This window comes from Streptomyces sp. NPDC005931 (assembly GCF_042871235.1).
Classification (GTDB): Bacteria; Actinomycetota; Actinomycetes; order Streptomycetales; family Streptomycetaceae; genus Streptomyces.
Genome location: NZ_JBIAIG010000004.1, coordinates 194,766 through 217,680, shown reverse-complemented (window position 1 = coordinate 217,680; position 22,915 = coordinate 194,766). Strand labels below are relative to the sequence as shown.

Genomic DNA, 22,915 nt, shown 5'->3' with positions numbered 1-22,915 from the left:
CATGCCCGGCTTCCACCGCCCGCCCGAGTGGCAGCAGCCCGCGGACCGGCACACCCGGTTGATCGACCCGGTGCTCACCGTGCGGCAGCTGTCTCGTTTCGAGATGTCCCTCAAGCACGTGGTCCGCATCGACCACGCCCTCGTCTTCTCGACACCCAAGGGTGGATACGAGGCCTATCTGCCGCCCAAGCGCCCTACCCGCGGCGAGATCGCGGGGCGCCGCTACACCGCCGTGTACGAGGTGGACATGGGCGTGCACCCCTTCACCGACACGCTCCCCCTGCCGAGCGACAACGACGCGTTCGAGTTCACCGCCGAGGTGGACGTGTCCTGGCAGGTCCTCGACCCGGTCCGGTTCGTCGCGAGCGGCATCCGCGACGTCCCGGCGATGCTGCTCGGAGAGCTCCAGCGCGCTTCCCGGCCGGTGACGCGCCGCTTCACGATCGCCGACAGTGCGGCGGCCGAGCAGGAACTGCTGCGCGAGGTCACCGTTATGGGGCCGCTCGGTGCACCCGCAGGTCTCCAGGCCACCTGGACGCTGCGGTTACGCCGCGACCAGGCGAACGTCGAGCACCAGCAGCGCCTTCAGGCCATCGACCACTCCGCCGCCGAGCAGATCCGCGCGGCGCAGCAGGGCATGCAGGTCGACGCGGAGATGGACCACCGGTACCGGCAGCAGGACGCCCTCCAGCTCAACCGGGCCATGGAGTACGGCCGCAGAGAGCAGGAACTCGCCCTCCAGCACCAGCACTGGCAGCACGAGCGGGCGCTGCTCCAGGGGCAACAAGCGCTGGAACTGCAGCAACTCGAGGCGCAGAAGATCGAGTTCTACCAGTGGCATCTGGCGCAGGGCGGCGTGCACGCCTGGGCGTTGCACCTCGCCCAGCACCCCGAGGACTCGCGGCTCGTCATGGACAGCATGCGCGAGGACCAACTTCGCATGATCCAGGCGCAGATGGACCTCGTGAAGGAGCTGCTGAGTGGCGAGAACGCGGAGAAGTTCGAACTGGAGGGCCCCAAGCAGCTGGCCCTGCGCACAGTCAGCGACATCCTCAACCAACGCCTGCCGGGGGTCCCCCAGACCCCGCCCCTCCTTCCCTCACCGGAGGGCGTGGGGCACGACAGCGACCCCTCGGCTCCGCAGTGGCCGACGGCGCCGCCTGAAGCCGTCACTGCCGCCCCGACCGCACCGGAGACCAACGGCACCGGTGCCCCGACCCCGCCCACCGCAGCCGGTCCCGGCAGCCGGCAGCACCACGCGGGGCCGGGGACGCCCGCAGGAGCGGTGACCACCCCGGGCCGGCCGCCTTCAGCGCCCTACACGCCTCCGCAGGTTCCCTACCTGCCGCCACAGGGACCGCGCGCACACCCTCAGGCCCCGTACGCGCCACCGCCGAGGCCCCACGCACCGCCGCCGCCGGTTCCCGCAGCACCGTCCACCGCCTGGCAGCCGCCCCCCGGTTACGGCAGCACACCGAGCATGCCGCCTCAGCCGGCCCCCGGTTACGGCAGCACACCGAGCATGCCGCCTCAGCCCGCCCCCGCCTCGCACAGGCCGACGGAACCACAGGGAGGTCCCGCAGCCGCGAACACCCCGCAGGCCGACGAGCCCCCGCCGAGCGGTGACGGCTCCGAGGAGGACGCCGGTTCATGACGACGACCGACCCCGCCCCCAGCCCGGGCCCCGCCGCCACCGGCCCCGGCCGGATCCACCTGTGCGAACGCCTGCTCACCGATCAGCGGGCCGAGATCGCCCGCGCCGACAGCAAGGCCGCCGTCCTCGTCGCCGCGCTCGGCATGACCGCGGGCGTTTACAGCGGCCTGCTCGCCGGACGCGGCTGGACCCCGGAGACCCTCTCCGCTCAGGGTGCCCTGACGTGGTGGGCCGGGGTCCTCTCCCTCGTCCTCTCCCTGCTCGCGCTGCTCCTTGCCGTCCTGCCCCGCTACCGGACGGGTTCCTGGACGCAGGGCCAGCCCCTGACGTACTTCGGCGACATCCAACGGGCCGCCAGTACCGGTCACCTGGACACCGCACTGGCCGCCACCGAAGCCGACCCCGTGACCGGTTTGGTCGCGGCCCTCACCGACACGAGCCGCATCGCCTGGCGCAAGCACCAGTGGATCCGCACCGGCCTGATCGCCTTCTGCGCCGGCACGCTCCTGCTGCCCGCCTCCCTGCTCATCGGCTGACCTGCCACGGGTCGGTCACGCTCACGCACTACGAAGGAACCGCCATGACCCAGTCCCCGCCGACACCGCCGGAATACCCGGAGCCGGTCGCCCGAACCACTCCGCCACCCTTTGTCCCACCGGACAATCCGCAGGTACCGCCGCCGTACCCGCAGTCCTCGGCACCCCCGCCCTACCCCGACCCCACGGCCCAGACACCCCCGCCCTACCCTCAGCCCCCGCTCCTGTATCCCGGGGACCAGGCCCAGCACACACCACCGCCATCGGCGGCCGCACCCACCGCCGAGGACATCACCCACCCCCATCACATGGACACCGACCGCGTCGGCCGGGTCCACATCTCCGCCCACCAGCGCCGCACCGACGCCACCGCCGTCGGCAACCTGCTGCTCTACCTGCCGCACTTCCTGTGCAGCCTGCTCGTCGTCGGCCTCGCCTCCCTCGTCTTCGGCGACCTTGGCTTCCTCGTGGTCATCGCCTGGCTCGCCAGCGGCGCACTCGTGTTCCACCGCCCCACCGAAAGCGCCCTCGCGCGCCATCTGCTCCGCCTGCGCTACCCCACTCCGCAAGAACGGGCCAAACTCGAACCGGTCTGGCGCGAGGTGACCGCCCGTGCAGGCATCGAAGGCCGGAACTACGAGCTCTGGGTGGAGGACAGCGACAGCCTCAACGCGGTCGCCGCAGCCGGCCACATCGTCGGCGTCACCCGCTTCGCGCTGAACCGGCTCCCCAACGGCGAACTGGCCGCCGTCATGGCTCATGAGCTGGGTCACCACGTCGGCGGCCACGCCTGGTCCTCGCTGCTCGGTTACTGGTACGCGCTCCCCGGCCGGATCGCCTGGCGCGCACTGCGTGTGGTGACCGCGGTGCTGTTCCGTGTTTCGCGCGTCTTCTCCTGCTTCGGCGTGATCTTCTTCGGCGTGTTCGCGATCGGTGTCGCCCTGGCCACGATCAGCACGCTGTACGGGCTGCCGCTGCTGCTTCTGCTGATGCCGTACGCCCTTGCCGCCGTCGGCCGCCGCGCCGAACTGCGCGCTGACCGGCACGCCGCCGCCCTCGGCTTCGCCCCGATGCTGGCGGCCGTACTGGAGAAGCTGCACCAGCAGGAACAGCAGCAGGCCGCCGCGGCCGTCGGGGGGATGCCCCTCACCGAGAGCCCGGTCAACAAGCTGCTGGCGTCACACCCGGACCACTACACGCGCCTGCATCACCTGCAGCCGTATCTCCAGTCCCAGCGCTGATCCCCGCGGGTCACGGCGAGCCGGCCAGTACCGCGGCCAGCCCGATCAGGCCCAGGAAAACGGCCCAGCCCGCCACCGAGAGCCAGCCCAGGATCAGGCCTGTCAGCGCGAAGCCGTCGCCGCCCTCTCCGGTGCGGCGGATCTCGGACTGCGCCATGTGGCCCAGGATCACCGCGGGCAGGCCGGTGAGGCCGCCGGTGGCCACGCCGAGTATCCCGCAGACCATCGAGGCGATCGCCTTGCCGTTCGTCCTCGGCTGGGGGGCCGCCAGGAACGTCCGCGGCACGGGCCCCGCCATCGCCAGGGAGTGCGGCAGCGGCCCCTGCGGCAGGTCGGCGACCAGCACGGCCAGCTCGGCGACCGTACGGGCCGCGTACGCCCGGGCGACGCGCTTCTCGAACTCCGGGTGGTCCAGCCGCCCCTCCCCGTACCCGGCGCGGAGCACGTCTACGGCGCGCTCCCGGTCGGCGTGCGACGCCAGCATCGGCGGCGTCTGCGGCCCCTGCGCCGGGCCGCCCTGCCACGGTGTCGGGAACGACACGGCTGCCTCCCGGGCTCGGTGAACGGTCTCCACGGACCTGAAACGACCCATGACCACGGTACGGTTCCGGCCACCCGGGCGAAACCGTCCGTTCGTGACGGCTCCGTCACGGGATGCGGACACACCGGCGCGGGAGACCGGACGCAGAACACACCGGGAAACGCCGAGGGGCGGCCACCCCGTACGGAGTGACCGCCCCTCGGTTCGGGCGACTCGCTTACTGGTTGTACGGACCGTAGTCGTAGTCCTCCAGCGGAACGGCCTGGCCGGAGCCCGTGCCGAACGGCGAGTAGTCGATGTCGTCGTAGCCGACGGCCGAGTACATCGCGGCCTTGGCCTCCTCGGTCGGCTCGACCCGGATGTTGCGGTAGCGGGACAGGCCCGTACCGGCCGGGATGAGCTTACCGATGATGACGTTCTCCTTGAGGCCGATCAGGCTGTCGGACTTGGCGTTGATCGCCGCGTCCGTCAGGACCCTGGTCGTCTCCTGGAAGGACGCCGCCGACAGCCAGGACTCCGTGGCCAGCGAGGCCTTGGTGATACCCATGAGCTGCGGACGACCGGAGGCCGGGTGACCGCCCTCCTGGACCACACGACGGTTCTCGGTCTCGAACTTCGAGCGCTCGACCAGCTCGCCGGGCAGCAGCTCGGCGTCGCCGGACTCGATGATCGTCACGCGGCGCAGCATCTGCCGGATGATGATCTCGATGTGCTTGTCGTGGATCGACACACCCTGCGAGTTGTAGACCTTCTGGACCTCGCCGACCAGGTGGACCTGGACGGCACGCTGACCCAGGATGCGCAGCACGTCGTGCGGGTTGGTGGCACCCGCGGTGAGCTTCTGGCCCACCTCGACGTGGTCGCCCTCGCTGACCTCGACGCGCGCACGCTTCGAGATCGGGTAGGCGGTCTCGTCCGAGCCGTCGTCCGGCGTGATGACGATCTTCTTCGTCTTCTCGGTCTCCTCGATCCGCACGCGGCCGGCGGCCTCGGAGATCGGGGCGACACCCTTCGGGGTCCGGGCCTCGAAGAGCTCGACGACACGCGGCAGACCCTGGGTGATGTCGTCACCGGCCACACCACCGGTGTGGAAGGTACGCATCGTCAGCTGGGTACCGGGCTCACCGATGGACTGGGCGGCGATGATGCCGACCGCCTCACCGATGTCGACCAGCTTGCCGGTGGCCAGCGAACGGCCGTAGCACATCGCGCAGGTGCCGACGGCGGACTCGCAGGTCAGGACCGAGCGGGTCTTGACCTCCTCGACGCCGCGGGACACGAGCTCCTCGATGAGCACGTCGCCCAGGTCGGTGCCGGCCGGGGCGAGCACCTGCCCGTCGACCACGATGTCCTCGGCGAGGCAGCGCGCGTACACGGACGTCTCGACGTCGCCTTCCTTGAGCAGCACGCCGTCCGCGCCCCGGCTCGCGATCTTGAGACGCAGACCGCGGTCGGTGCCGCAGTCCTCCTCGCGGATGATGACGTCCTGGGAGACGTCGACCAGACGACGGGTGAGGTAACCCGAGTCGGCGGTACGCAGAGCGGTGTCCGCCAGACCCTTACGGGCACCGTGCGTGGAGATGAAGTACTCCAGCACGGACAGACCCTCACGGAACGACGCCTTGATCGGACGCGGGATCGTCTCGTTCTTCGCGTTCGACACCAGACCACGCATACCGGCGATCTGACGCATCTGCATCATGTTGCCTCGTGCACCCGAGTTCACCATCATGAAGATCGGGTTGGTCTTCGGGAAGTTGTCGTTCATCGCCTCGGCGACCTCGTTGGTCGCCTTGGTCCAGATCGCGATGAGCTCCTGCGTGCGCTCGTCCTTGGTGATCAGACCGCGCTCGTACTGCTTCTGGACCTTCTCGTCCTGCGCCTCGTATCCGCGGACGATCTCCTTCTTCGCCTCGGGGACGACGACGTCGGAGATGGCGACGGTGACGCCGGAACGGGTGGCCCAGTAGAAGCCGGCCGCCTTCAGGTTGTCGAGCGTCGCCGCCACGATGACCTTCGGGTAGCGCTCGGCGAGGTCGTTGACGATCTCGGAGAGCTGCTTCTTGCCGACCTCGTAGTCGACGAACGGGTAGTCCTCGGGCAGCAGCTCGTTGAAGAGCGCGCGGCCCAGCGTGGTGTTCAGCCGGAAGCTGTCACCCTGCTGCCACTCGGGCTCACCCTCCTCGCGCGCCGGCGGGGTCCACCCGCGCGGCGGGATGGTGCCGACCGGGAAGCGGACGTCGATCTTCGACTGGAGCGACAGCTCGCCCGCGTCGAAGGCCATGATCGCCTCGGCGACGGAGGCGAAGGAACGGCCCTCGCCCTTGACGTCGCGGCCCTCGGCGTCGGTGGTGAGGAAGAACAGACCGAGGACCATGTCCTGGGTCGGCATCGTCACCGGACGGCCGTCGGCCGGCTTGAGGATGTTGTTCGAGGACAGCATCAGGATGCGGGCCTCGGCCTGCGCCTCCGCGGACAGCGGCAGGTGCACGGCCATCTGGTCACCGTCGAAGTCCGCGTTGAACGCGGTGCACACGAGCGGGTGGATCTGGATGGCCTTGCCCTCGACCAGCTGCGGCTCGAAGGCCTGGATGCCGAGGCGGTGCAGCGTGGGCGCGCGGTTCAGCAGGACCGGGTGCTCCGCGATGACCTCTTCCAGCACGTCGTACACGACCGTGCGGCCGCGCTCGACCATGCGCTTGGCGCTCTTGATGTTCTGCGCGTGGTTCAGGTCGACCAGGCGCTTCATCACGAACGGCTTGAACAGCTCCAGCGCCATCGCCTTCGGCAGACCGCACTGGTGCAGCTTGAGCTGCGGACCGACGACGATCACGGAACGCGCGGAGTAGTCGACGCGCTTGCCGAGCAGGTTCTGACGGAAGCGGCCCTGCTTGCCCTTGAGCATGTCGGACAGCGACTTCAGCGGACGGTTGCCGGGGCCCGTGACCGGGCGACCACGACGGCCGTTGTCGAAGAGCGCGTCGACGGCCTCCTGGAGCATGCGCTTCTCGTTGTTCACGATGATCTCGGGCGCGCCGAGGTCGAGAAGCCGCTTCAGGCGGTTGTTGCGGTTGATCACACGGCGGTACAGGTCGTTCAGGTCGGAGGTCGCGAAGCGGCCACCGTCCAGCTGCACCATCGGACGCAGGTCCGGCGGGATGACCGGCACGCAGTCCAGCACCATGCCCTTGGGGCTGTTGGAGGTCTGCAGGAACGCGGAGACGACCTTCAGCCGCTTCAGGGCACGGGTCTTCTTCTGACCCTTGCCGGTGCGGATGATCTCGCGGAGCTTCTCGGCCTCCTCCTCGAGGTCGAAGGACTCCAGGCGCTTCTGCAGCGCCGCGGCACCCATCGAGCCGTCGAAGTACGTGCCGAAGCGGTCGCGCAGCTCGCGGTAGAGCAGCTCGTCGCCCTCGAGGTCCTGGACCTTGAGGTTCTTGAACCGGTTCCACACCTCGTCGAGGCGGTCGATCTCGCGCTGCGCACGGTCGCGCAGCTGCTTCATCTCGCGCTCGGCACCCTCGCGCACCTTGCGGCGCACGTCGGCCTTGGCGCCCTCGGCCTCGAGCTCGGCCAGGTCGGACTCGAGCTTCTTGGCGCGGGCCTCGAGGTCGGCGTCGCGGCGGTTCTCGACCTGCTGACGCTCGACGGAGACGTGGGCCTCCAGCGAGGGCAGGTCGCGGGTGCGGCGCTCCTCGTCGACGTACGTGATCATGTACGCCGCGAAGTAGATGACCTTCTCCAGGTCCTTCGGAGCGAGGTCGAGCAGGTACCCGAGGCGCGACGGGACGCCCTTGAAGTACCAGATGTGCGTGACGGGCGCGGCGAGCTCGATGTGGCCCATCCGCTCACGGCGCACCTTGGCGCGCGTGACCTCGACGCCACAGCGCTCACAGATGATGCCCTTGAAGCGGACGCGCTTGTACTTGCCGCAGTAGCACTCCCAGTCCCGGGTCGGACCGAAGATCTTCTCGCAGAAGAGCCCGTCCTTTTCCGGCTTGAGGGTGCGGTAGTTGATGGTCTCGGGCTTCTTGACCTCACCGTGGCTCCACTGACGGATGTCGTCAGCGGTGGCCAGGCCGATCCGGAGCTCGTCGAAGAAGTTGACGTCGAGCACTATGCGTCAATCCCTCTCAGGGTCGTAAGTCTTTGGGTCTGATACGGGGGTCCTGGGGCCGGCGGACCTTGGTGGTTCAAGGTCCGCCGGACTCCCGTCAGACCTCTTCGACGCTGCTCGGCTCGCGCCGGGACAGGTCGATGCCGAGCTCCTCCGCAGCGCGGAAGACGTCCTCGTCGGTGTCACGCATCTCGATGGACATACCGTCGCTGGACAGCACCTCCACGTTCAGGCAGAGCGACTGCATCTCCTTGATGAGCACCTTGAAGGACTCGGGGATGCCGGGCTCGGGGATGTTCTCGCCCTTGACGATGGCCTCGTAGACCTTCACGCGGCCGGTGACGTCGTCGGACTTGATGGTCAGCAGCTCCTGGAGCGCGTAGGCGGCGCCGTACGCCTCGAGCGCCCACACCTCCATCTCACCGAACCGCTGGCCACCGAACTGGGCCTTACCACCCAGCGGCTGCTGGGTGATCATCGAGTACGGGCCGGTCGAGCGGGCGTGCAGCTTGTCGTCGACCAGGTGGTGCAGCTTCAGGATGTACATGTAGCCGACCGAGATCGGGTCCGGGAACGGCTCACCCGAACGGCCGTCGAACAGCCGCGCCTTGCCGGACGGGAGGACCATGCGGTCGCCGTCGCGGTTCGGGATGGTGTGCTCGAGCAGACCGGCGAGCTCGTCCTCGCGGGCACCGTCGAAGACCGGGGTGGCCACGTTGGTGCGCGGCTCGACCTGGTCGGCGCCGATGGCCTGGAGACGCTGGGCCCACTCGTCCGCGAGGCCGGAGACGTCCCAGCCCTGGCTGGCGAGCCAGCCGAGGTGGATCTCCAGGACCTGTCCCGGGTTCATTCGGGACGGCACACCCAGCGGGTTCAGGATGATGTCGACCGGGGTGCCGTCCTCCAGGAACGGCATGTCCTCGATCGGCAGGATCTTGGAGATGACACCCTTGTTGCCGTGGCGGCCGGCGAGCTTGTCACCGTCGGTGATCTTGCGCTTCTGCGCGACGTAGACGCGCACCAGCTGGTTCACACCGGGGGGAAGCTCGTCGCCCTCCTCGCGGTCGAAGACGCGGACGCCGATGACCTTGCCGGTCTCGCCGTGCGGCACCTTCAGCGAGGTGTCACGGACCTCACGGGCCTTCTCACCGAAGATCGCGCGCAGCAGGCGCTCCTCGGGCGTCAGCTCGGTCTCACCCTTGGGCGTGACCTTGCCGACGAGGATGTCACCGGCGATGACCTCGGCACCGATGCGGATGATGCCGCGCTCGTCGAGGTCGGCGAGGACCTCCTCGGAGACGTTCGGGATGTCCCGGGTGATCTCCTCGGGGCCGAGCTTGGTGTCACGGGCGTCGACCTCGTGCTCCTCGATGTGGATCGAGGAGAGGACGTCGTCCTGCACGAGGCGCTGCGACAGGATGATCGCGTCCTCGTAGTTGTGACCCTCCCACGGCATGAACGCGACCAGCAGGTTCTTGCCGAGCGCCATCTCGCCGTTCTGGGTGGCCGGACCGTCGGCGAGGACCTGGCCCTCGATGACGCGGTCGCCCTCGTTGACGATGACCTTCTGGTTGACCGAGGTGCCCTGGTTGGAGCGGGCGAACTTGGCCAGGCGGTACGTGATGTACGTGCCGTCGTCGTTGGCCGTGGTGATGTAGTCCGCGGAGACCTCCTGGACCACACCCGCCTTCTCGGCCTTGACCACGTCGCCGGCGTCGACGGCGGAGCGGTACTCCATGCCGGTGCCGACGAGCGGGGACTCGGACTTAATCAGCGGCACGGCCTGACGCATCATGTTCGCGCCCATGAGGGCACGGTTGGCGTCGTCGTGCTCGAGGAAGGGGATCATGGCGGTCGCGACCGACACCATCTGGCGCGGCGAGACGTCCATGTAGTCCACGTCCTCGGGGCCGACGTAGTCGACCTCGCCGCCCTTGCGGCGGACCAGCACGCGGGCCTCGGCGAACCGCAGGTCGTCGGTGAGCGGCGCGTTGGCCTGCGCGATGACGAAGCGGTCCTCCTCGTCGGCGGTGAGGTAGTCGACGGTGTCGGTGACCTGGCCGTCGATGACCTTGCGGTACGGGGTCTCGACGAAACCGAACGCGTTGACCCGGCCGTAGGTGGCGAGCGAGCCGATCAGACCGATGTTCGGGCCTTCGGGCGTCTCGATCGGGCACATGCGGCCGTAGTGCGAGGGGTGCACGTCACGGACCTCGAAGCCGGCCCGCTCACGGGAGAGACCACCCGGACCCAGCGCCGACAGACGACGCTTGTGGGTGAGACCCGACAGCGGGTTGTTCTGGTCCATGAACTGCGACAGCTGGCTGGTGCCGAAGAACTCCTTGATGGAGGCGACGACCGGCCGGATGTTGATCAGGGTCTGCGGCGTGATCGCCTCGACGTCCTGGGTCGTCATCCGCTCACGGACGACACGCTCCATACGGGCCAGACCCGTGCGGACCTGGTTCTGGATGAGCTCGCCGACGCTGCGCAGGCGGCGGTTGCCGAAGTGGTCGATGTCGTCGGTCTCGACGACGACCGGCTGGCCGTTGTCGCCGACCGTCTCGGTCTCACCGGCGTGCAGCTTCACCAGGTACTTGATCGTCGCGATGATGTCCTCGACGGTCAGGATGCCCGCGTCCAGCGGGGTGTCCGTACCCAGCTTCTTGTTGACCTTGTAGCGGCCGACCTTGGCGAGGTCGTAGCGCTTGGGGTTGAAGTAGAGGTTCTCGAGCAGCGTCTGCGCGGCCTCGCGCGTGGGGGGCTCGCCCGGACGCAGCTTGCGGTAGATGTCGAGCAGCGCGTCGTCCTGGCCCTGGGTGTGGTCCTTCTCCAGGGTGGCGCGCATGGACTCGTACTCGCCGAACTCCTCGAGGATCTGCTCGGTGGTCCAGCCGAGGGCCTTCAGAAGGACGGTGACGGACTGCTTGCGCTTGCGGTCGATGCGGACGCCGACCATGTCGCGCTTGTCGATCTCCATCTCCAGCCAGGCGCCCCGGGACGGGATGATCTTGGCGGAGAAGATGTCCTTGTCGGACGTCTTGTCGATGGAGGAGTCGAAGTAGACACCCGGCGAACGGACCAGCTGCGACACGACGACACGCTCGGTGCCGTTGATGACGAAGGTGCCCTTGTTCGTCATGAGCGGGAAGTCGCCCATGAAGACCGTCTGGGACTTGATCTCGCCGGTCTCGTTGTTCGTGAACTCGGCGGTGACGAAGAGCGGGGCCGCGTACGTGAAGTCGCGCTCCTTGCACTCGTCGATGGAGTTCTTCGGCGGCTCGAAGCGGTGGTCGCGGAAGGTCAGCGACATCGACCCGGAGAAGTCCTCGATCGGGGAGATCTCCTCGAAGATCTCCTCCAGACCGGACTTGGTGGGGACGTCCTGACCGTTCTCGAGAGCCTCCTCGACGCGAGCCTTCCACGCGTCGTTGCCGAGCAGCCAGTCGAAGCTCTCGGTCTGCAGCGCGAGAAGGTTCGGAACCTCGAGGGGCTCCTTGATCTTTGCAAAGGAGATGCGCAGCGGGGCGGTGCTGGCAGCGTTGTTCGTATTCGCGGTCGAGGCGTTGCGCGAGGCGGCCAAGAGGGGGTCCTTCCGAGGGCTCGGACTCACTACGCGCGTACCGGCCCCCCACTGTGCACAACGACAGAATCCCAGGTCAGAGATGGTCGGTCATGTGTGCTCGAGCGAGGGCATGCCCCTGGTGACGGGCAGGGGACAGCTAACAGGCAGCGCAAAGGGTCAGTGTAGCCAGTTGGCACACTGATGTCCAGTGCGGGTTTTCGAGACCAGTGGAGGCCCTCGTTGTTCTCAACTCCTGCGACAAGGCGCTGCCCTCAACGCACGTTGATACTGCCCTCTTTGCCGTCGATCCATGCCTCGGATTCGGATCCTTGTGACGACGCGTCCTGAGAATTGCGCGCTGCGTGCGGTTCGTCAAGGCCCCCCTTGCCCGAACCACCTGCCACCAGGCGATCCTTCGCGGCCCTCGGAGGCACTACGAAGATCACCATACCCCCCGCCGTCCCGGGTGCAAGGCAGCCGCCGCCGGACCCCTCGATACGCCAAGGAGCGACCACCCGGATGGATGATCGCTCCTGGACGCTTGCGCGTTACACGCCCGTCGGGACGTGCGGTGGATCCTGGCGGACCCGGAAGGTCTTACTTGACCTCGACGGAGGCACCGGCGCCCTTGAGGGCCTCGGCGGCCTTGTCGGCCTGCTCCTTGTTGACCTTCTCGAGGACCGGCTTCGGGGTGCCGTCGACCAGGTCCTTGGCCTCCTTGAGGCCCAGGGAGGTGAGCTCGCGCACAACCTTGATGACCTGGATCTTCTTCTCGCCGGCGCCGGTGAGGACGACGTCGAACTCGTCCTTCTCCTCGGCGGCCTCGGCGGCCGGGGCACCCGGGACGCCGGCGGCGGCCATGGCGACCGGGGCGGCGGCGGTGACGTCGAACTTCTCCTCGAAGGCCTTCACGAACTCGGAGAGCTCGATGAGGGTCATCTCCTCGAACTGGGCGAGCAGGTCTTCCTGGCTGAGCTTCGCCATGATGGCGGTCCTTCCACTAAATCGGCAGGTGCCGGATGTACTGGGTGCGGCGGGCGTACGTCGGGCCCGCATCGACCCTCACCTCACGCGGCGAGGATCGGAAAGCGAGCCGAATTACTCGGCACCGCCCTGCTCTGCCTGCTTGGCACGAAGCGCGTCGACGGTGCGGACGAGCTTCGAGGGAAGCGCCTGGAAGAGCGCGGCAGCCTGAGACTGCTTGCCCTTCATGGCGCCCGCCAGCTTGGCGAGCAGAACCTCGCGGGACTCGAGGTCCGCAAGCTTCTTGATCTCGTCGGCGGACAGCGCCTTGCCGTCAAGGACACCGCCCTTGATGACGAGATTCGGGTTGTCCTTGGCGAAGTCACGAAGACCCTTCGCCGACTCCACCGGGTCACCGGTGATGAAGGCGACAGCCGTCGGACCAGTGAACTGGTCGTCCAGCGTCGTGATCCCGGCCTCGTTGGCCGCAATCTTGGTCAGCGTGTTCTTCACCACGGCGTACTGGGCGTTCTCACCGAGCGAACGGCGCAGCTGCTTGAGCTGGGCCACGGTGAGACCGCGGTACTCGGTCAGCACGGCGGCGTTCGAGTTGCGGAACTGATCCGTCAGCTCGGCAACCGCGGCAGCCTTGTCGGGCCTCGCCATAGAGCCTCGGCCTCCTTCCGGGTGATTCGGACCGCGCGGACCCGAAGGAGGACTGGGGAAAACGAAACGCCCCGGGCACAGGCGCACGGGGCGTAGCTCGACCGGATCATGCGCATACGCGTGGCATGCGGACTCCGGGAACTCTTCCACTGTCACCTGCGCGGGTCGTCCGCAGTTCAGCGGATCCTTCGGCCACCGCACCCTCTCGCGAGCGCACGGCAACGACCAGCGGTCTTTGGCTTCTGTAGGAGAGTACGGGAACGAATCGCCGCGAAGCAAATCCGCCCCCGGGACGGGCCGACGGGGATCAGCTCTCCTCGAGACCCTGCATCATCTCGGCCAGGTCCACGGTGTCCGCGGCGGGCGGCGCCTCGACGGTGACCGGCTTGTTCACGTCGAGGAACTTGATGGTCATGTCGAGCGGGCCCTTGTCGGCATCGCCGCGCATCCGGAACTGCTTGGTGTGGTCCTCGCCGTCGATCCACATGTCCATGGTGAGCGTCTCGACGCCCATCTTCTCGTACTGCTCGATGCTCTTCTCGGCGCGCTTCTGCGCCGCCGCGTCCTTCTCCTTGAGGGACTTGCGCAGGTCGTCGAGGGTGAGGGTGCCCGAGTAGTGGGTGGTCTCGACGCCGTCGACCTTCTCGGTGCCGACCTTCTTCACATCCTTGGCGCCGGTGAGGAAGGTGGACTCGGTGGCCGGGTTCTGCTCGGCCTGGCTGGCGGCGCCGAGCTCGTTGAGGTCCTTGTCGGCGCCCATGGCCGACAGGTCGAACTTCATCCAGCTCTTGCCGTCCATCTCCTTGGCCATCTCGGCGCCGCCGCCCATGTACATGGCCTTGTCGACGAGACGGATCTCGACCTTGCCGTCGGGACCCTGATCGGGCACCGATACCTTCATGCTCATGGCGACGTCGGGCTTGACCCGCATGGAGGCCTCGGCCTCGACGCGGCCGTCCTCGGGCACCTTGCCGGTCATGGTGTAGCGGAAGGACGTGATGTCATCGGCGTTCTTCGCCGCCTTGGCCACGGCGGCCGCCGGCGTCATCTCGGGCGACTCGCCCTTGTCGTCGCCCTTGGAGCATCCGACCGCACCCGCGGCGAGCAGGAGCGCGGCAAGTCCGGCGGCAGGTACGGCAGTTCGCATGGAATCCCCCCATGTCATCGGTTCCCCCCGAGGAACCTCGGCTGACTCTCAGCAAGGTCTGTGAGCCTATCCCAGGGAGATGACAGTGCCCTGCGAATTCTTCTGGGGCAGACGGTGCCCAAGTGGCGGAAAGGGGTGGGTGCGAGAGAGATGACGGGCACTCAGGAAAGCTGCCCGTCCACCAGCTCGGTGAAGTCCTGGGTGTCACCGGCCGGGGGCGCCTGGGTGGACACCCCGACGCCGTAGTCGTCGTAGTGGGCGGTCTGGGTCAGCCGGCCCGTCGCCGTGTCGGCCCTCTCGACCTTCTTGACCAGCAGGTCCCGGTCGTCGACCCAGAGGTCCACGGTCTGGATGGTGACTCCGGCCCGGGTGAGCTGTTCCTTCAGTTCGGCCAGCCGGCTCTCGCTGAGTCCGGAGTCACGGGGGGCCAGCCCGGCGACGTCCACCGTGCCCGCGTAGTGCGTGGTGCGCCTGCCCCGTATCCGCTCCTCGCCGACCTTTCGCACATCGCCCGAGGCCAGGAGCAGCTTCACCGACTGGTGGGGCGTGGTGCTGCGCATGTGGTCCGCCAGATGGGCGGCGGAGCCCCCCGCGAGGTCCTTCAGGTCCTCGTATCCGTAACGGATCCAGTGCCTGCCGCCGGCCCGCGCAGCGAACCGGTCGCCCATCCGCGCGTAGTAGGCGTCGGGCAGATAGCGCGCCTCCATGGAGGCGCTGCCGAGCCGGCGCACGGTGTCGGCCAGGGTGCCGCCGGTGTACGTGATGGTCAGCGTGCCGGTGAGGCCGTCGCCCCAGGCGAGGGTGCCGTCGGCCGTCATGGACATCATCGAGCCCAGGGTCGTGGCCGACTCGACGCGCACCGAGTCGGCGCCGTCGGTGGAGCGCTCGGCGGTGCGCAGGGCCGCCACGGACGCGGCGTGCGAGGCGGCCGCACGGCGCGCCGTGCGGTCCGTCCCGTCCGGCTCGTCGGAGGAGGTGGTGCAGGCGGGAAGCGTGGTCAGCGCGGTCGCCGCCGCGAGGGCGAGCCACAGGCGCCGCACGGTCGTGCTCTTGGTCGGTCCCACCCTGCGCCCCCGGTTCTCCCCCGTACGTCTCCCCCTGCCCGCACGTTAGCGCAGGCCACCGGCGGTCGTACCGGGAAAGGGGAACGGGCCCCGCACCTTGCCAGGTGCGGGGCCCGTGACCGGCTGGGTGAGCCTGAAGGCTCAGACCGCGGCCGGGTCCTCCTCGACGAGGAGGTTGCGGGTGCGGTTCGGGTCGACCGGAACGCCGGGGCCGATCGTGGTGGTGATGGCGGCCTTCTTGATGTAACGACCCTTGGCGGCGGACGGCTTCAGACGGAGGATCTCCTCCAGGGCCGCGCCGTAGTTCTCCACCAGCTTGGTGTCGTCGAACGACGTCTTGCCGATGATGAAGTGCAGGTTCGCGTGCTTGTCGACACGGAACTCGATCTTGCCGCCCTTGATGTCGGTGACGGCCTTGGCGACGTCGGGGGTCACGGTGCCGGTCTTCGGGTTCGGCATCAGACCACGGGGACCCAGCACGCGGCCGAGGCGGCCGACCTTGCCCATGAGGTCCGGGGTGGCGACGACGGCGTCGAAGTCCAGACGGCCCTTCGACACCTCGTCGATCAGCTCGTCGGCGCCGACGATGTCGGCGCCCGCGGCACGCGCGGCCTCGGCACGGTCACCGGTCGCGAAGACCAGGACCCGGGCGGTCTTACCGGTGCCGTGCGGGAGGTTCACGGTGCCACGGACCATCTGGTCGGCCTTGCGCGGGTCGACACCCAGGCGGAAGGCGACCTCGACGGTGCCGTCGAACTTGGTCGTGGAGGTCTCCTTGGCGAGACGGACGGCCTCGAGCGGGGCGTACAGCTTCTCCCGGTCGATCTTGGCGTCCGCAGCGCGGAGAGACTTGCTGCGCTTGCTCACTTAAAGCTCCTGTGGGTTCTTAGGAGTCGTGGTGCGGGCCGAGCAGGCCCTCCCACTTCTGCTGGTGACGGGGGTGGAGGTCAGCCCTCGACCGTGATGCCCATGGAACGGGCGGTGCCGGCGATGATCTTCGACGCGGCGTCCAGGTCGTTGGCGTTGAGGTCGGGCATCTTCGTGGTGGCGATCTCGCGGACCTGGGCAGCGGTGATCTTCGCGACCTTGGTCTTGTGCGGCTCGCCGGAGCCCTTCTCCACACCCGCGGCCTTGAGGATCATCTTGGCGGCCGGCGGGGTCTTGGTGATGAAGGTGAAGGAACGGTCCTCGTAGACCGTGATCTCCACCGGGATGACCCAACCGCGCTGCGACTCGGTCGCGGCGTTGTAGGCCTTGCAGAACTCCATGATGTTCACGCCGTGCTGACCCAGCGCGGGGCCGACCGGCGGGGCCGGGTTGGCGGCACCGGCCTGGATCTGGAGCTTGATGAGCCCCGTGACCTTCTTCTTCTTGGGAGGCATGGCTCTCCGGGTCCTTTCGATTCGGGTCCTGCCCGCGCGACGGGGACCAACCCGGACGCAGGCATACCGCACAACGATAACGGGTATAGATGCGCGGCCAAAAACCGAGCAGGTCAGGCGGACGCTCTCGTGTCCGCCCGACCTGCTCGGAAGCGTTGGGTCCAGAAACTGGGCCGGAAGGTCAGTTCTTCTGGATCTGGTCGAAGGAGAGCTCGACCGGCGTCTCGCGGCCGAAGATCTCCACCAGGCCCTTGACCTTCTTGGAGTCGGGGTTGATCTCGTTGATGGTCGCCTGGAGGGTGGCGAACGGGCCGTCGGTGACGGTGACCGAGTCGCCGACCTCGAAGTCGAGCACCTGGACCTCGACCTTGCGCTGCGGCGCCGGCTTGCCCTCGGCCTCGGCGGCCTCGCGGGCGGCCTTCTCCTCGGCCTCCGGGGCGAGCATCTTGACGATCTCGTCCAGGGTCAGCGGGTACGGGTCGTAGGCGTTGCCCACGAAGCCGGTGACGCCCGGCGTGTTGCGGACGACACCCCAGGACTCGTTCGTGAGGTCCATGCGGACCAGGACGTAGCCCGGGAGCTTGTTCTGCTTGATCGTCTTGCGGTCGCCGTTCTTGATCTGGACGACCTCTTCCTGCGGCACCTCGGCCTGGAAGATGTAGTCCTCGACGTTCAGCGAGACGGCGCGCTGCTCCAGGTTGGTCTTCACCCGGTTCTCGTAGCCCGCGTACGTGTGGATGACGTACCACTCGCCGGGCAGCGTCCGCAGTTCCTCGCGGAGCTTCTCGACGGGGTCGCGGTCGTCCTCGGGCTCCTCGGCCTCTTCGGCGCTCTCTTCCCGCGCCTCGACGGCCTCGTCGTCCGCGACGGCCTCGTCGTCCGCGACGGCCTCGTCGTCCGCGACGGCCTCGTCGTCCGCGACGGCCTCGTCGTCCGCGACGGCTTCGGCAGCCTCGACCTCGAGGGCCTCGGTGTCCTCGCGGTCCGCGCCCTCGACGGCGTCGAGCTCGTCCTCGACGGACTCGGCCCCTTCGCCGCGAGGCTCAACGGCGTCGTTCACGTTCGGGTCAGACACGGTGGCTGCTTCTTCCTGGATACATAGGGGTGGAACATGCGAAAAGGAGCGCCGGGTACCTCGGCGCTCTTCGCTTGCGGATCAGCCGAAGACGTACTTGGCGGCGTGGCTGAGCCCATAGTCAATCACAGTGATCATGCCGATCATGACGAGCACGAAGATGATCACGGCGGTGGTGTACGACGTCAGCTGGTTCCGGGTCGGCCAGACGACCTTGCGGAGCTCCGCGACGATCTGGCGGTAGAAGAGCGCGAGGCGCTTCAGCGGGCCCTTCTTGGCGCGCTTGCCGCCCTTCCGGGTCTTCTTGGAGTCCGGCGCTTCGTCCTGGGCATCAGGCATGTCGATGGAGCCCACGGCGTCCGTCACTCGTCCTCACCTGATTCCGGGTCGTGGCCGTGCCGCGCCCGGTCTGAGCCGCACGGCGGTGCAGTGCTGTACGTACATGCGCACACATCCTGGCGAAGGAGTGTGTAGCAGGGCCGGAGGGACTTGAACCCCCAACCGCTGGTTTTGGAGACCAGTGCTCTACCAATTGAGCTACGACCCTTTGTCCGTCCCCCAACGTACCGCATACAGCCGGATGCTTGGTGTGCACCGGATGCGTGCGGGCCGCCGAGGGCCAACGAGGTGTGAGTGTACGTGGTCCGCGGCCGGTCGTCGAACAGAAAGAGCCCGTGAAGGGGTTCGTCGGCGGAAGATCGCCTGCGCACGGGGGGCGACGCGGGGGTCGATCCGGACTGGTGTTCAGTGATTTGCCCGCTCATGTTCAGTCTGTGAAACCCCCGTGCCGCCCGGGTTTCCGGTCTGGAACGATGGGCGCCATGAGCGCTGCAACCCCTCCCACCGAGCGCCGGGTCTCCGCCCGAGTCGGCGCGATCTCCGAGTCGGCCACTCTCGCCGTGGACGCCAAGGCCAAGGCCCTCAAGGCCGCCGGGCGGCCGGTGATCGGCTTCGGCGCCGGTGAGCCGGACTTTCCGACCCCGGACTACATCGTCGAGGCCGCGATCGAGGCCTGCAAGAACCCCAAGTTCCACCGCTACACGCCGGCCGGCGGCCTGCCCGAGCTGAAGGCCGCGATCGCCGCGAAGACGCTGCGCGACTCCGGCTACGAGGTGGACCCGGCCCAGATCCTCGTCACCAACGGCGGCAAGCAGGCCATCTACGAGGCCTTCGCCGCGATCCTCGACCCGGGCGACGAGGTCATCGTCCCGGCGCCGTACTGGACCACGTACCCGGAGTCGATCCGGCTGGCCGGCGGTGTCCCGGTCGAGGTGGTCGCCGACGAGACGACCGGCTACCGGGTGAGCGTGGAGCAGCTGGAGGCCGCACGCACCGAGCGGACCAAGGTCGTCCTGTTCGTCTCGCCCTCGAACCCGACCGGCGCGGTCTACAGCGCCGAGGACGCCGAGGCGATCGGCCGCTGGGCCGTCGAGCACGGCCTCTGGGTGCTGACCGACGAGATCTACGAGCACCTGGTGTACGGCGACGCCGAGTTCACCTCGCTGCCGGCGCTCCTGCCCGAGCTGCGCGACAAGTGCATCGTGGTCAACGGCGTGGCGAAGACGTACGCGATGACCGGCTGGCGGGTCGGGTGGCTGATCGGCCCCAAGGACGTGGTCAAGGCCGCGACGAACCTCCAGTCCCACGCCACGTCCAACGTGTCGAACGTCGCGCAGGCGGCGGCGCTGGCCGCGGTCTCCGGCGACCTGGACGCGGTGGCACGGATGCGCGAGGCGTTCGACCGCCGCCGCAAGACCATCGTGCGGATGCTGAACGAGATCGACGGTGTGCTCTGCCCCGAGCCCGAGGGCGCCTTCTACGCCTACCCGTCGGTGAAGGCGCTGATCGGCAAGGAGATCCGGGGTCGGAGGCCGCAGAACTCCGTGGAGCTGGCCGCGCTCATCCTGGAGGAGGCCGAGGTCGCGGTGGTGCCGGGCGAGGCGTTCGGCACGCCGGGGTACCTGCGGCTGTCGTACGCGCTGGGCGACGAGGACCTGGTCGAGGGCGTGAGCCGGATCCAGAAGCTGCTGGCGGAGGCGCGGGACTGACGTTCCTCCCCCGACAGGGGCGCACGGGTTCCTCCCGGGCGCCCCTGTCGCGTGTCCGCACAACGTTTGTGCGAGCAAGACCACGAAAGGGGAAAGCGCTACCGGGACGCCCGTGACGTGCGGCAGGATCCTGGGATGGAGCGTGTACGTGATGTCTCTGAGCTGCCGAAGGCCCATCTCCACCTGCACTTCACCGGGTCCATGCGGCCCACCACCCTGCTGGAACTGGCCGACAAGCACGGCGTGCGGCTGCCCGACGCGCTGACCGAGGCGCTGACCAGCGGCGAGCCGCCGCGCCTGCGGGCCACGGACGAGCGCGGCTGGTTCCGTTTCCAGCGGCTCTACGACGCGGCGCGCTCGTGCCTCAGGGAGGCGGACGACATCCGGCGCCTGGTGCGGGAGGCGGCGGAGGAGGAGCTGAAGGACGGCTCCGGCTGGCTGGAGATCCAGGTGGACCCCACGTCGTACGCGCCCCGGCTGGGCGGGCTGATCCCGGCACTGGAGATCATCCTGGACGCGGTGGAGTCGGCGCAGCGGGACACCGGGCTGGGGATGCGGGTGCTGGTGGCCGCGAACCGCATGAAGCACCCGCTGGACGCGCGCACACTGGCCCGGCTGGCCGTGCGGTACGCGGACAAGGGCGTCATCGGCTTCGGGCTGTCGAACGACGAGCGGCGCGGCATGGCGCGGGACTTCGACCGGGCGTTCGCCATCGCGCGGGAGGGCGGGCTGCTGTCGGCCCCGCACGGGGGCGAGCTGACGGGGCCGGCGTCGGTGCGCGACTGCCTGGACGACCTGGAGGCGCACCGGATCGGGCACGGGGTGCGGGCGGCGGAGGACCCGCGGCTGGTGAAGCGGCTGGCGGACCGCCAGGTGACCTGCGAGGTGTGCCCGGCGTCGAACGTGGCGCTCGGCGTCTACGAGAAGCCCGAGGACGTGCCGCTGCGCCCCCTGTTCGAGGCGGGCGTGCCGCTGGCCCTGGGCGCGGACGACCCCCTGCTGTTCGGTTCCCGGCTGGCGGCGCAGTACGAGATCGCCCGCCGGTTCCACGGCTTCACGGACGCGGAACTGGCGGAGCTCGCACGGCAGTCGGTACGGGGCTCGGCGGCACCCGAGGAGGTCAAGGCGAAGCTCCTGGCGGGCGTGGACGACTGGCTGACGGCACCGGTGGAGTGAGGGCGCCGGTGCGGGGTGCCGCGGGCGCGGACGTCGGCGGGAGGCGTCCGGGGGGCGCGTGAGGCGCGGCCCACGAGGGCACGGGTGAGCGAGCGGCCGACGCGGTCGTGCGTGAACCCCGTCCCGCTCGGCGGCCGACGCCGCAACAGAGGCTGACGCCACTCAGAGGCTGACGCCGACCGTCACCGGCTCGTTGACCAGCGTGATGCCGAACGCCTCGCGCACCCCCGCGACGACCTCCCGGGCGAGCGCCAGCAGGTCCTCGGTGGTCGCGTCGCCCCGGTTGGTGAGGGCCAGGGTGTGCTTGGTGGAGATGCGGGCCGGACCGGTGCCGTAGCCCTTGGTGAAGCCGGCCCGGTCGATCAGCCAGGCCGCCGAGGTCTTGGTGCGCCCCTCCCCCGCCGGGTACGCGGGCGGCTCCACGCCGTCCCCGAGCCGCTCCCGCACCCGGGCGCGGAAGGCCGCGAACTCCTCGTCCCGGAGGATCGGGTTGGTGAAGAAGGACCCGGCCGACCAGGTGTCGTGGTCGTCGGGGTCCAGCACCATGCCCTTCCCCGCGCGGAGCCGGAGAACCGTCTCGCGGGCGGTGGCCAGCGGCACCCGGTCGCCCGCCTCGACCCCGAGGGCGCGGGCCGTCTCGGCGTACTTCACGGGGCCGGACAGGCCGTCGGCGTCCTCGAGGGCGAAGCGGACGCGCAGGACGACGTAACGCTCGGGGTCGGCCTTGAAGCGGCTGTGGCGGTACGAGAAGGCGCACTCCTCGTTGGTGAGGGTGACCGTCTCGCCGGCCCGGCGGTCATAGGCGATGACCTCGGTGATGGTGGCGGAGACCTCCTGGCCGTACGCGCCGACGTTCTGGATCGGGGTGGCGCCGGCCGAGCCCGGGATGCCGGCCAGGCACTCGACGCCGGCCAGACCTGCCTCCACGGTGCGGGCGACGGCGTCGGTCCACACCTCGCCGGCCGCCAGCTCCAGACGCGTCCCGTCGAGGGCGAAGCCCTGGGTGGCGACGACGAGCGCGGTGCCGTCGAAGCCCTTGTCGCCGATCACCAGGTTGGAGCCGCCGCCGATGACCAGCAGGGGTGTGCCGCTGTCGTCGGCCTCGCGCACGACGGCGATCACCTCCTCGTCGGTCGTCGCGGTGACCAGCCGGGTCGCGGGGCCACCCAGCCGGAACGTGGTCAGCGGGGCGAGGGGAGCGTCGTGGAGTTCCTGCACGCGCTCAAGACTAAGGCCCCCGCCGGACGGGCCGGCGGGGGCCGTGACGCGCGCTCCGTGGCGTACCGCACGCGCGCGTGCCGAGGCGGCCGAGCTCACGCGCGCGTGCCGTTCAGCCGAGGCGGCGGCCGGCCTCGGACCAGTCGATGGGGAGGTCGTCGCTCTTCGCCGTCCAGTCGGCGAACGTCACATCCCGCATCTGCGGGGCGAGGCTCCGGGACGTCGGCGCGTGGGCACCGGAGCGGGCGAAGGCGGCGAGGGCCTCGCGGGACTCCCAGACGGACAGGGTCCAGAAGGTCCGCCGCAGCGGCTGGGCCTTCAGGGACGCCCCGTACGCGCCGGGCGCCCTGCTCACCTGCCGCCAGACCCCGGGTGTCCGGAGGAAGAACCGCAGGGCGCCCCAGAGGCTGCGGGTTTCGAAGCGGGAGGCGAAGACGTGCACCTCGGTGTGGGCCGGCGGCGTGTTCGGGACGGTCCAGGGCAGGGTGGGCATGAGCGGGTTCCTTTCCTCGGCGGGTCACG

18 protein-coding genes and 1 tRNA gene are annotated in these 22,915 nt (G+C 69.1%); 5 read left to right on the top strand and 14 right to left on the bottom strand.

The window, feature by feature from the left end; all coding sequences use genetic code 11:
• Position 1 precedes the first annotated feature (1 nt).
• Genes ACFYOV_RS12050 through ACFYOV_RS12040 form a run of 3 tightly spaced genes read left to right on the top strand, consistent with a single transcriptional unit; the run spans position 2 to position 3,431 of the window.
• Positions 2 to 1,654 (top strand): hypothetical protein, encoded by a 1,653-nt coding sequence (locus ACFYOV_RS12050; RefSeq protein WP_389086104.1) that lies wholly within the window; start codon positions 2 to 4, stop codon positions 1,652 to 1,654.
• On the top strand, positions 1,651 to 2,190 hold the full coding sequence (locus ACFYOV_RS12045) for a Pycsar system effector family protein (RefSeq protein WP_389086102.1): 540 nt from the start codon (positions 1,651 to 1,653) through the stop codon (positions 2,188 to 2,190). Before ACFYOV_RS12050 ends, ACFYOV_RS12045 begins: the two co-directional genes overlap by 4 nt.
• 44 nt (positions 2,191 to 2,234) lie before the next feature.
• Positions 2,235 to 3,431, top strand: a complete 1,197-nt coding sequence (locus ACFYOV_RS12040; RefSeq protein WP_389086100.1) for a M48 family metalloprotease — start codon at positions 2,235 to 2,237, stop codon at positions 3,429 to 3,431.
• A 10-nt stretch (positions 3,432 to 3,441) separates the two neighbouring features.
• Here ACFYOV_RS12040 and ACFYOV_RS12035 read toward each other — a convergent pair whose 3' ends face one another.
• The 12 genes from ACFYOV_RS12035 to ACFYOV_RS11980 form a co-directional block, all read right to left on the bottom strand.
• Positions 3,442 to 3,972: a DUF1707 and DUF4190 domain-containing protein gene (locus tag ACFYOV_RS12035; RefSeq protein WP_389086097.1), complete on the bottom strand. Its 531-nt coding sequence runs from the start codon at positions 3,970 to 3,972 to the stop codon at positions 3,442 to 3,444.
• Positions 3,973 to 4,189: 217 nt separating this feature from the next.
• Positions 4,190 to 8,089 (bottom strand): DNA-directed RNA polymerase subunit beta', encoded by a 3,900-nt coding sequence (locus tag ACFYOV_RS12030; RefSeq protein WP_389086095.1) that lies wholly within the window; start codon positions 8,087 to 8,089, stop codon positions 4,190 to 4,192.
• A 97-nt stretch (positions 8,090 to 8,186) separates the two neighbouring features.
• A complete protein-coding gene (gene rpoB, locus ACFYOV_RS12025) occupies positions 8,187 to 11,672 on the bottom strand; it encodes a DNA-directed RNA polymerase subunit beta (protein WP_389086091.1) in 3,486 nt (1,161 codons plus the stop codon).
• Positions 11,673 to 12,251: 579 nt separating this feature from the next.
• Complete coding sequence (rplL, locus tag ACFYOV_RS12020) at positions 12,252 to 12,638, bottom strand: 50S ribosomal protein L7/L12 (protein WP_389086089.1); 387 nt, start codon at positions 12,636 to 12,638, stop codon at positions 12,252 to 12,254.
• 114 nt (positions 12,639 to 12,752) lie between these two features.
• Positions 12,753 to 13,283: a 50S ribosomal protein L10 gene (rplJ, locus tag ACFYOV_RS12015; RefSeq protein WP_389086086.1), complete on the bottom strand. Its 531-nt coding sequence runs from the start codon at positions 13,281 to 13,283 to the stop codon at positions 12,753 to 12,755.
• A 307-nt stretch (positions 13,284 to 13,590) separates the two neighbouring features.
• Positions 13,591 to 14,430: a DUF1396 domain-containing protein gene (locus tag ACFYOV_RS12010; protein ID WP_389086084.1), complete on the bottom strand. Its 840-nt coding sequence runs from the start codon at positions 14,428 to 14,430 to the stop codon at positions 13,591 to 13,593.
• Positions 14,431 to 14,591: 161 nt separating this feature from the next.
• Positions 14,592 to 15,494, bottom strand: a complete 903-nt coding sequence (locus ACFYOV_RS12005) for a hypothetical protein (protein ID WP_389086082.1) — start codon at positions 15,492 to 15,494, stop codon at positions 14,592 to 14,594.
• 141 nt (positions 15,495 to 15,635) lie between these two features.
• Positions 15,636 to 16,361, bottom strand: coding sequence for a 50S ribosomal protein L1 (gene rplA / locus ACFYOV_RS12000; protein WP_389086079.1), 726 nt, complete (start codon positions 16,359 to 16,361; stop codon positions 15,636 to 15,638).
• Positions 16,362 to 16,441: 80 nt separating this feature from the next.
• A complete protein-coding gene (gene rplK, locus ACFYOV_RS11995) occupies positions 16,442 to 16,876 on the bottom strand; it encodes a 50S ribosomal protein L11 (protein WP_389086077.1) in 435 nt (144 codons plus the stop codon).
• A 181-nt stretch (positions 16,877 to 17,057) separates the two neighbouring features.
• A complete protein-coding gene (gene nusG / locus ACFYOV_RS11990) occupies positions 17,058 to 17,951 on the bottom strand; it encodes a transcription termination/antitermination protein NusG (RefSeq protein ID WP_389086074.1) in 894 nt (297 codons plus the stop codon).
• A gap of 81 nt (positions 17,952 to 18,032) precedes the next feature.
• Positions 18,033 to 18,317, bottom strand: a complete 285-nt coding sequence (gene secE / locus ACFYOV_RS11985) for a preprotein translocase subunit SecE (protein WP_389086072.1) — start codon at positions 18,315 to 18,317, stop codon at positions 18,033 to 18,035.
• A gap of 108 nt (positions 18,318 to 18,425) precedes the next feature.
• Positions 18,426 to 18,498, bottom strand: a tRNA-Trp gene (locus ACFYOV_RS11980).
• Positions 18,499 to 18,772: 274 nt separating this feature from the next.
• Between ACFYOV_RS11980 and ACFYOV_RS11975 the strand changes: the two genes are divergently transcribed.
• Both ACFYOV_RS11975 and ACFYOV_RS11970 read left to right on the top strand, forming a co-directional pair.
• Positions 18,773 to 19,999 (top strand): pyridoxal phosphate-dependent aminotransferase, encoded by a 1,227-nt coding sequence (locus ACFYOV_RS11975; protein WP_389086069.1) that lies wholly within the window; start codon positions 18,773 to 18,775, stop codon positions 19,997 to 19,999.
• Positions 20,000 to 20,134: 135 nt separating this feature from the next.
• On the top strand, positions 20,135 to 21,175 hold the full coding sequence (locus ACFYOV_RS11970; protein WP_389086067.1) for an adenosine deaminase: 1,041 nt from the start codon (positions 20,135 to 20,137) through the stop codon (positions 21,173 to 21,175).
• 162 nt (positions 21,176 to 21,337) lie between these two features.
• On the opposite strand, the gene ACFYOV_RS11965 is transcribed toward ACFYOV_RS11970, so the two are convergent.
• Both ACFYOV_RS11965 and ACFYOV_RS11960 read right to left on the bottom strand, forming a co-directional pair.
• On the bottom strand, positions 21,338 to 22,393 hold the full coding sequence (locus ACFYOV_RS11965; protein ID WP_389086064.1) for a UDP-N-acetylmuramate dehydrogenase: 1,056 nt from the start codon (positions 22,391 to 22,393) through the stop codon (positions 21,338 to 21,340).
• A gap of 112 nt (positions 22,394 to 22,505) precedes the next feature.
• Complete coding sequence (locus ACFYOV_RS11960; RefSeq protein ID WP_389086062.1) at positions 22,506 to 22,886, bottom strand: DUF3291 domain-containing protein; 381 nt, start codon at positions 22,884 to 22,886, stop codon at positions 22,506 to 22,508.
• Positions 22,887 to 22,915: the final 29 nt, after the last annotated feature.

Bases quoted from the DNA above. Each gene is read 5' to 3' on its own strand.
- ACFYOV_RS12050 (WP_389086104.1), top strand. From the start codon at position 2: ATGCCCGGCTTCCACCGCCCGCCCGAGTGGCAGCAGCCCGCGGACCGG.
- rplL (WP_389086089.1), bottom strand. From the start codon at position 12,638: ATGGCGAAGCTCAGCCAGGAAGACCTGCTCGCCCAGTTCGAGGAGATG.
- ACFYOV_RS12010 (WP_389086084.1), bottom strand. From the start codon at position 14,430: ATGCGAACTGCCGTACCTGCCGCCGGACTTGCCGCGCTCCTGCTCGCC.
- rplK (WP_389086077.1), bottom strand. From the start codon at position 16,876: ATGCCTCCCAAGAAGAAGAAGGTCACGGGGCTCATCAAGCTCCAGATC.
- ACFYOV_RS12045 (WP_389086102.1), top strand. From the start codon at position 1,651: ATGACGACGACCGACCCCGCCCCCAGCCCGGGCCCCGCCGCCACCGGC.
- rplJ (WP_389086086.1), bottom strand. From the start codon at position 13,283: ATGGCGAGGCCCGACAAGGCTGCCGCGGTTGCCGAGCTGACGGATCAG.
- ACFYOV_RS12040 (WP_389086100.1), top strand. From the start codon at position 2,235: ATGACCCAGTCCCCGCCGACACCGCCGGAATACCCGGAGCCGGTCGCC.
- ACFYOV_RS11975 (WP_389086069.1), top strand. From the start codon at position 18,773: ATGAGCGCTGCAACCCCTCCCACCGAGCGCCGGGTCTCCGCCCGAGTC.
- ACFYOV_RS11970 (WP_389086067.1), top strand. From the start codon at position 20,135: ATGGAGCGTGTACGTGATGTCTCTGAGCTGCCGAAGGCCCATCTCCAC.
- ACFYOV_RS11960 (WP_389086062.1), bottom strand. From the start codon at position 22,886: ATGCCCACCCTGCCCTGGACCGTCCCGAACACGCCGCCGGCCCACACC.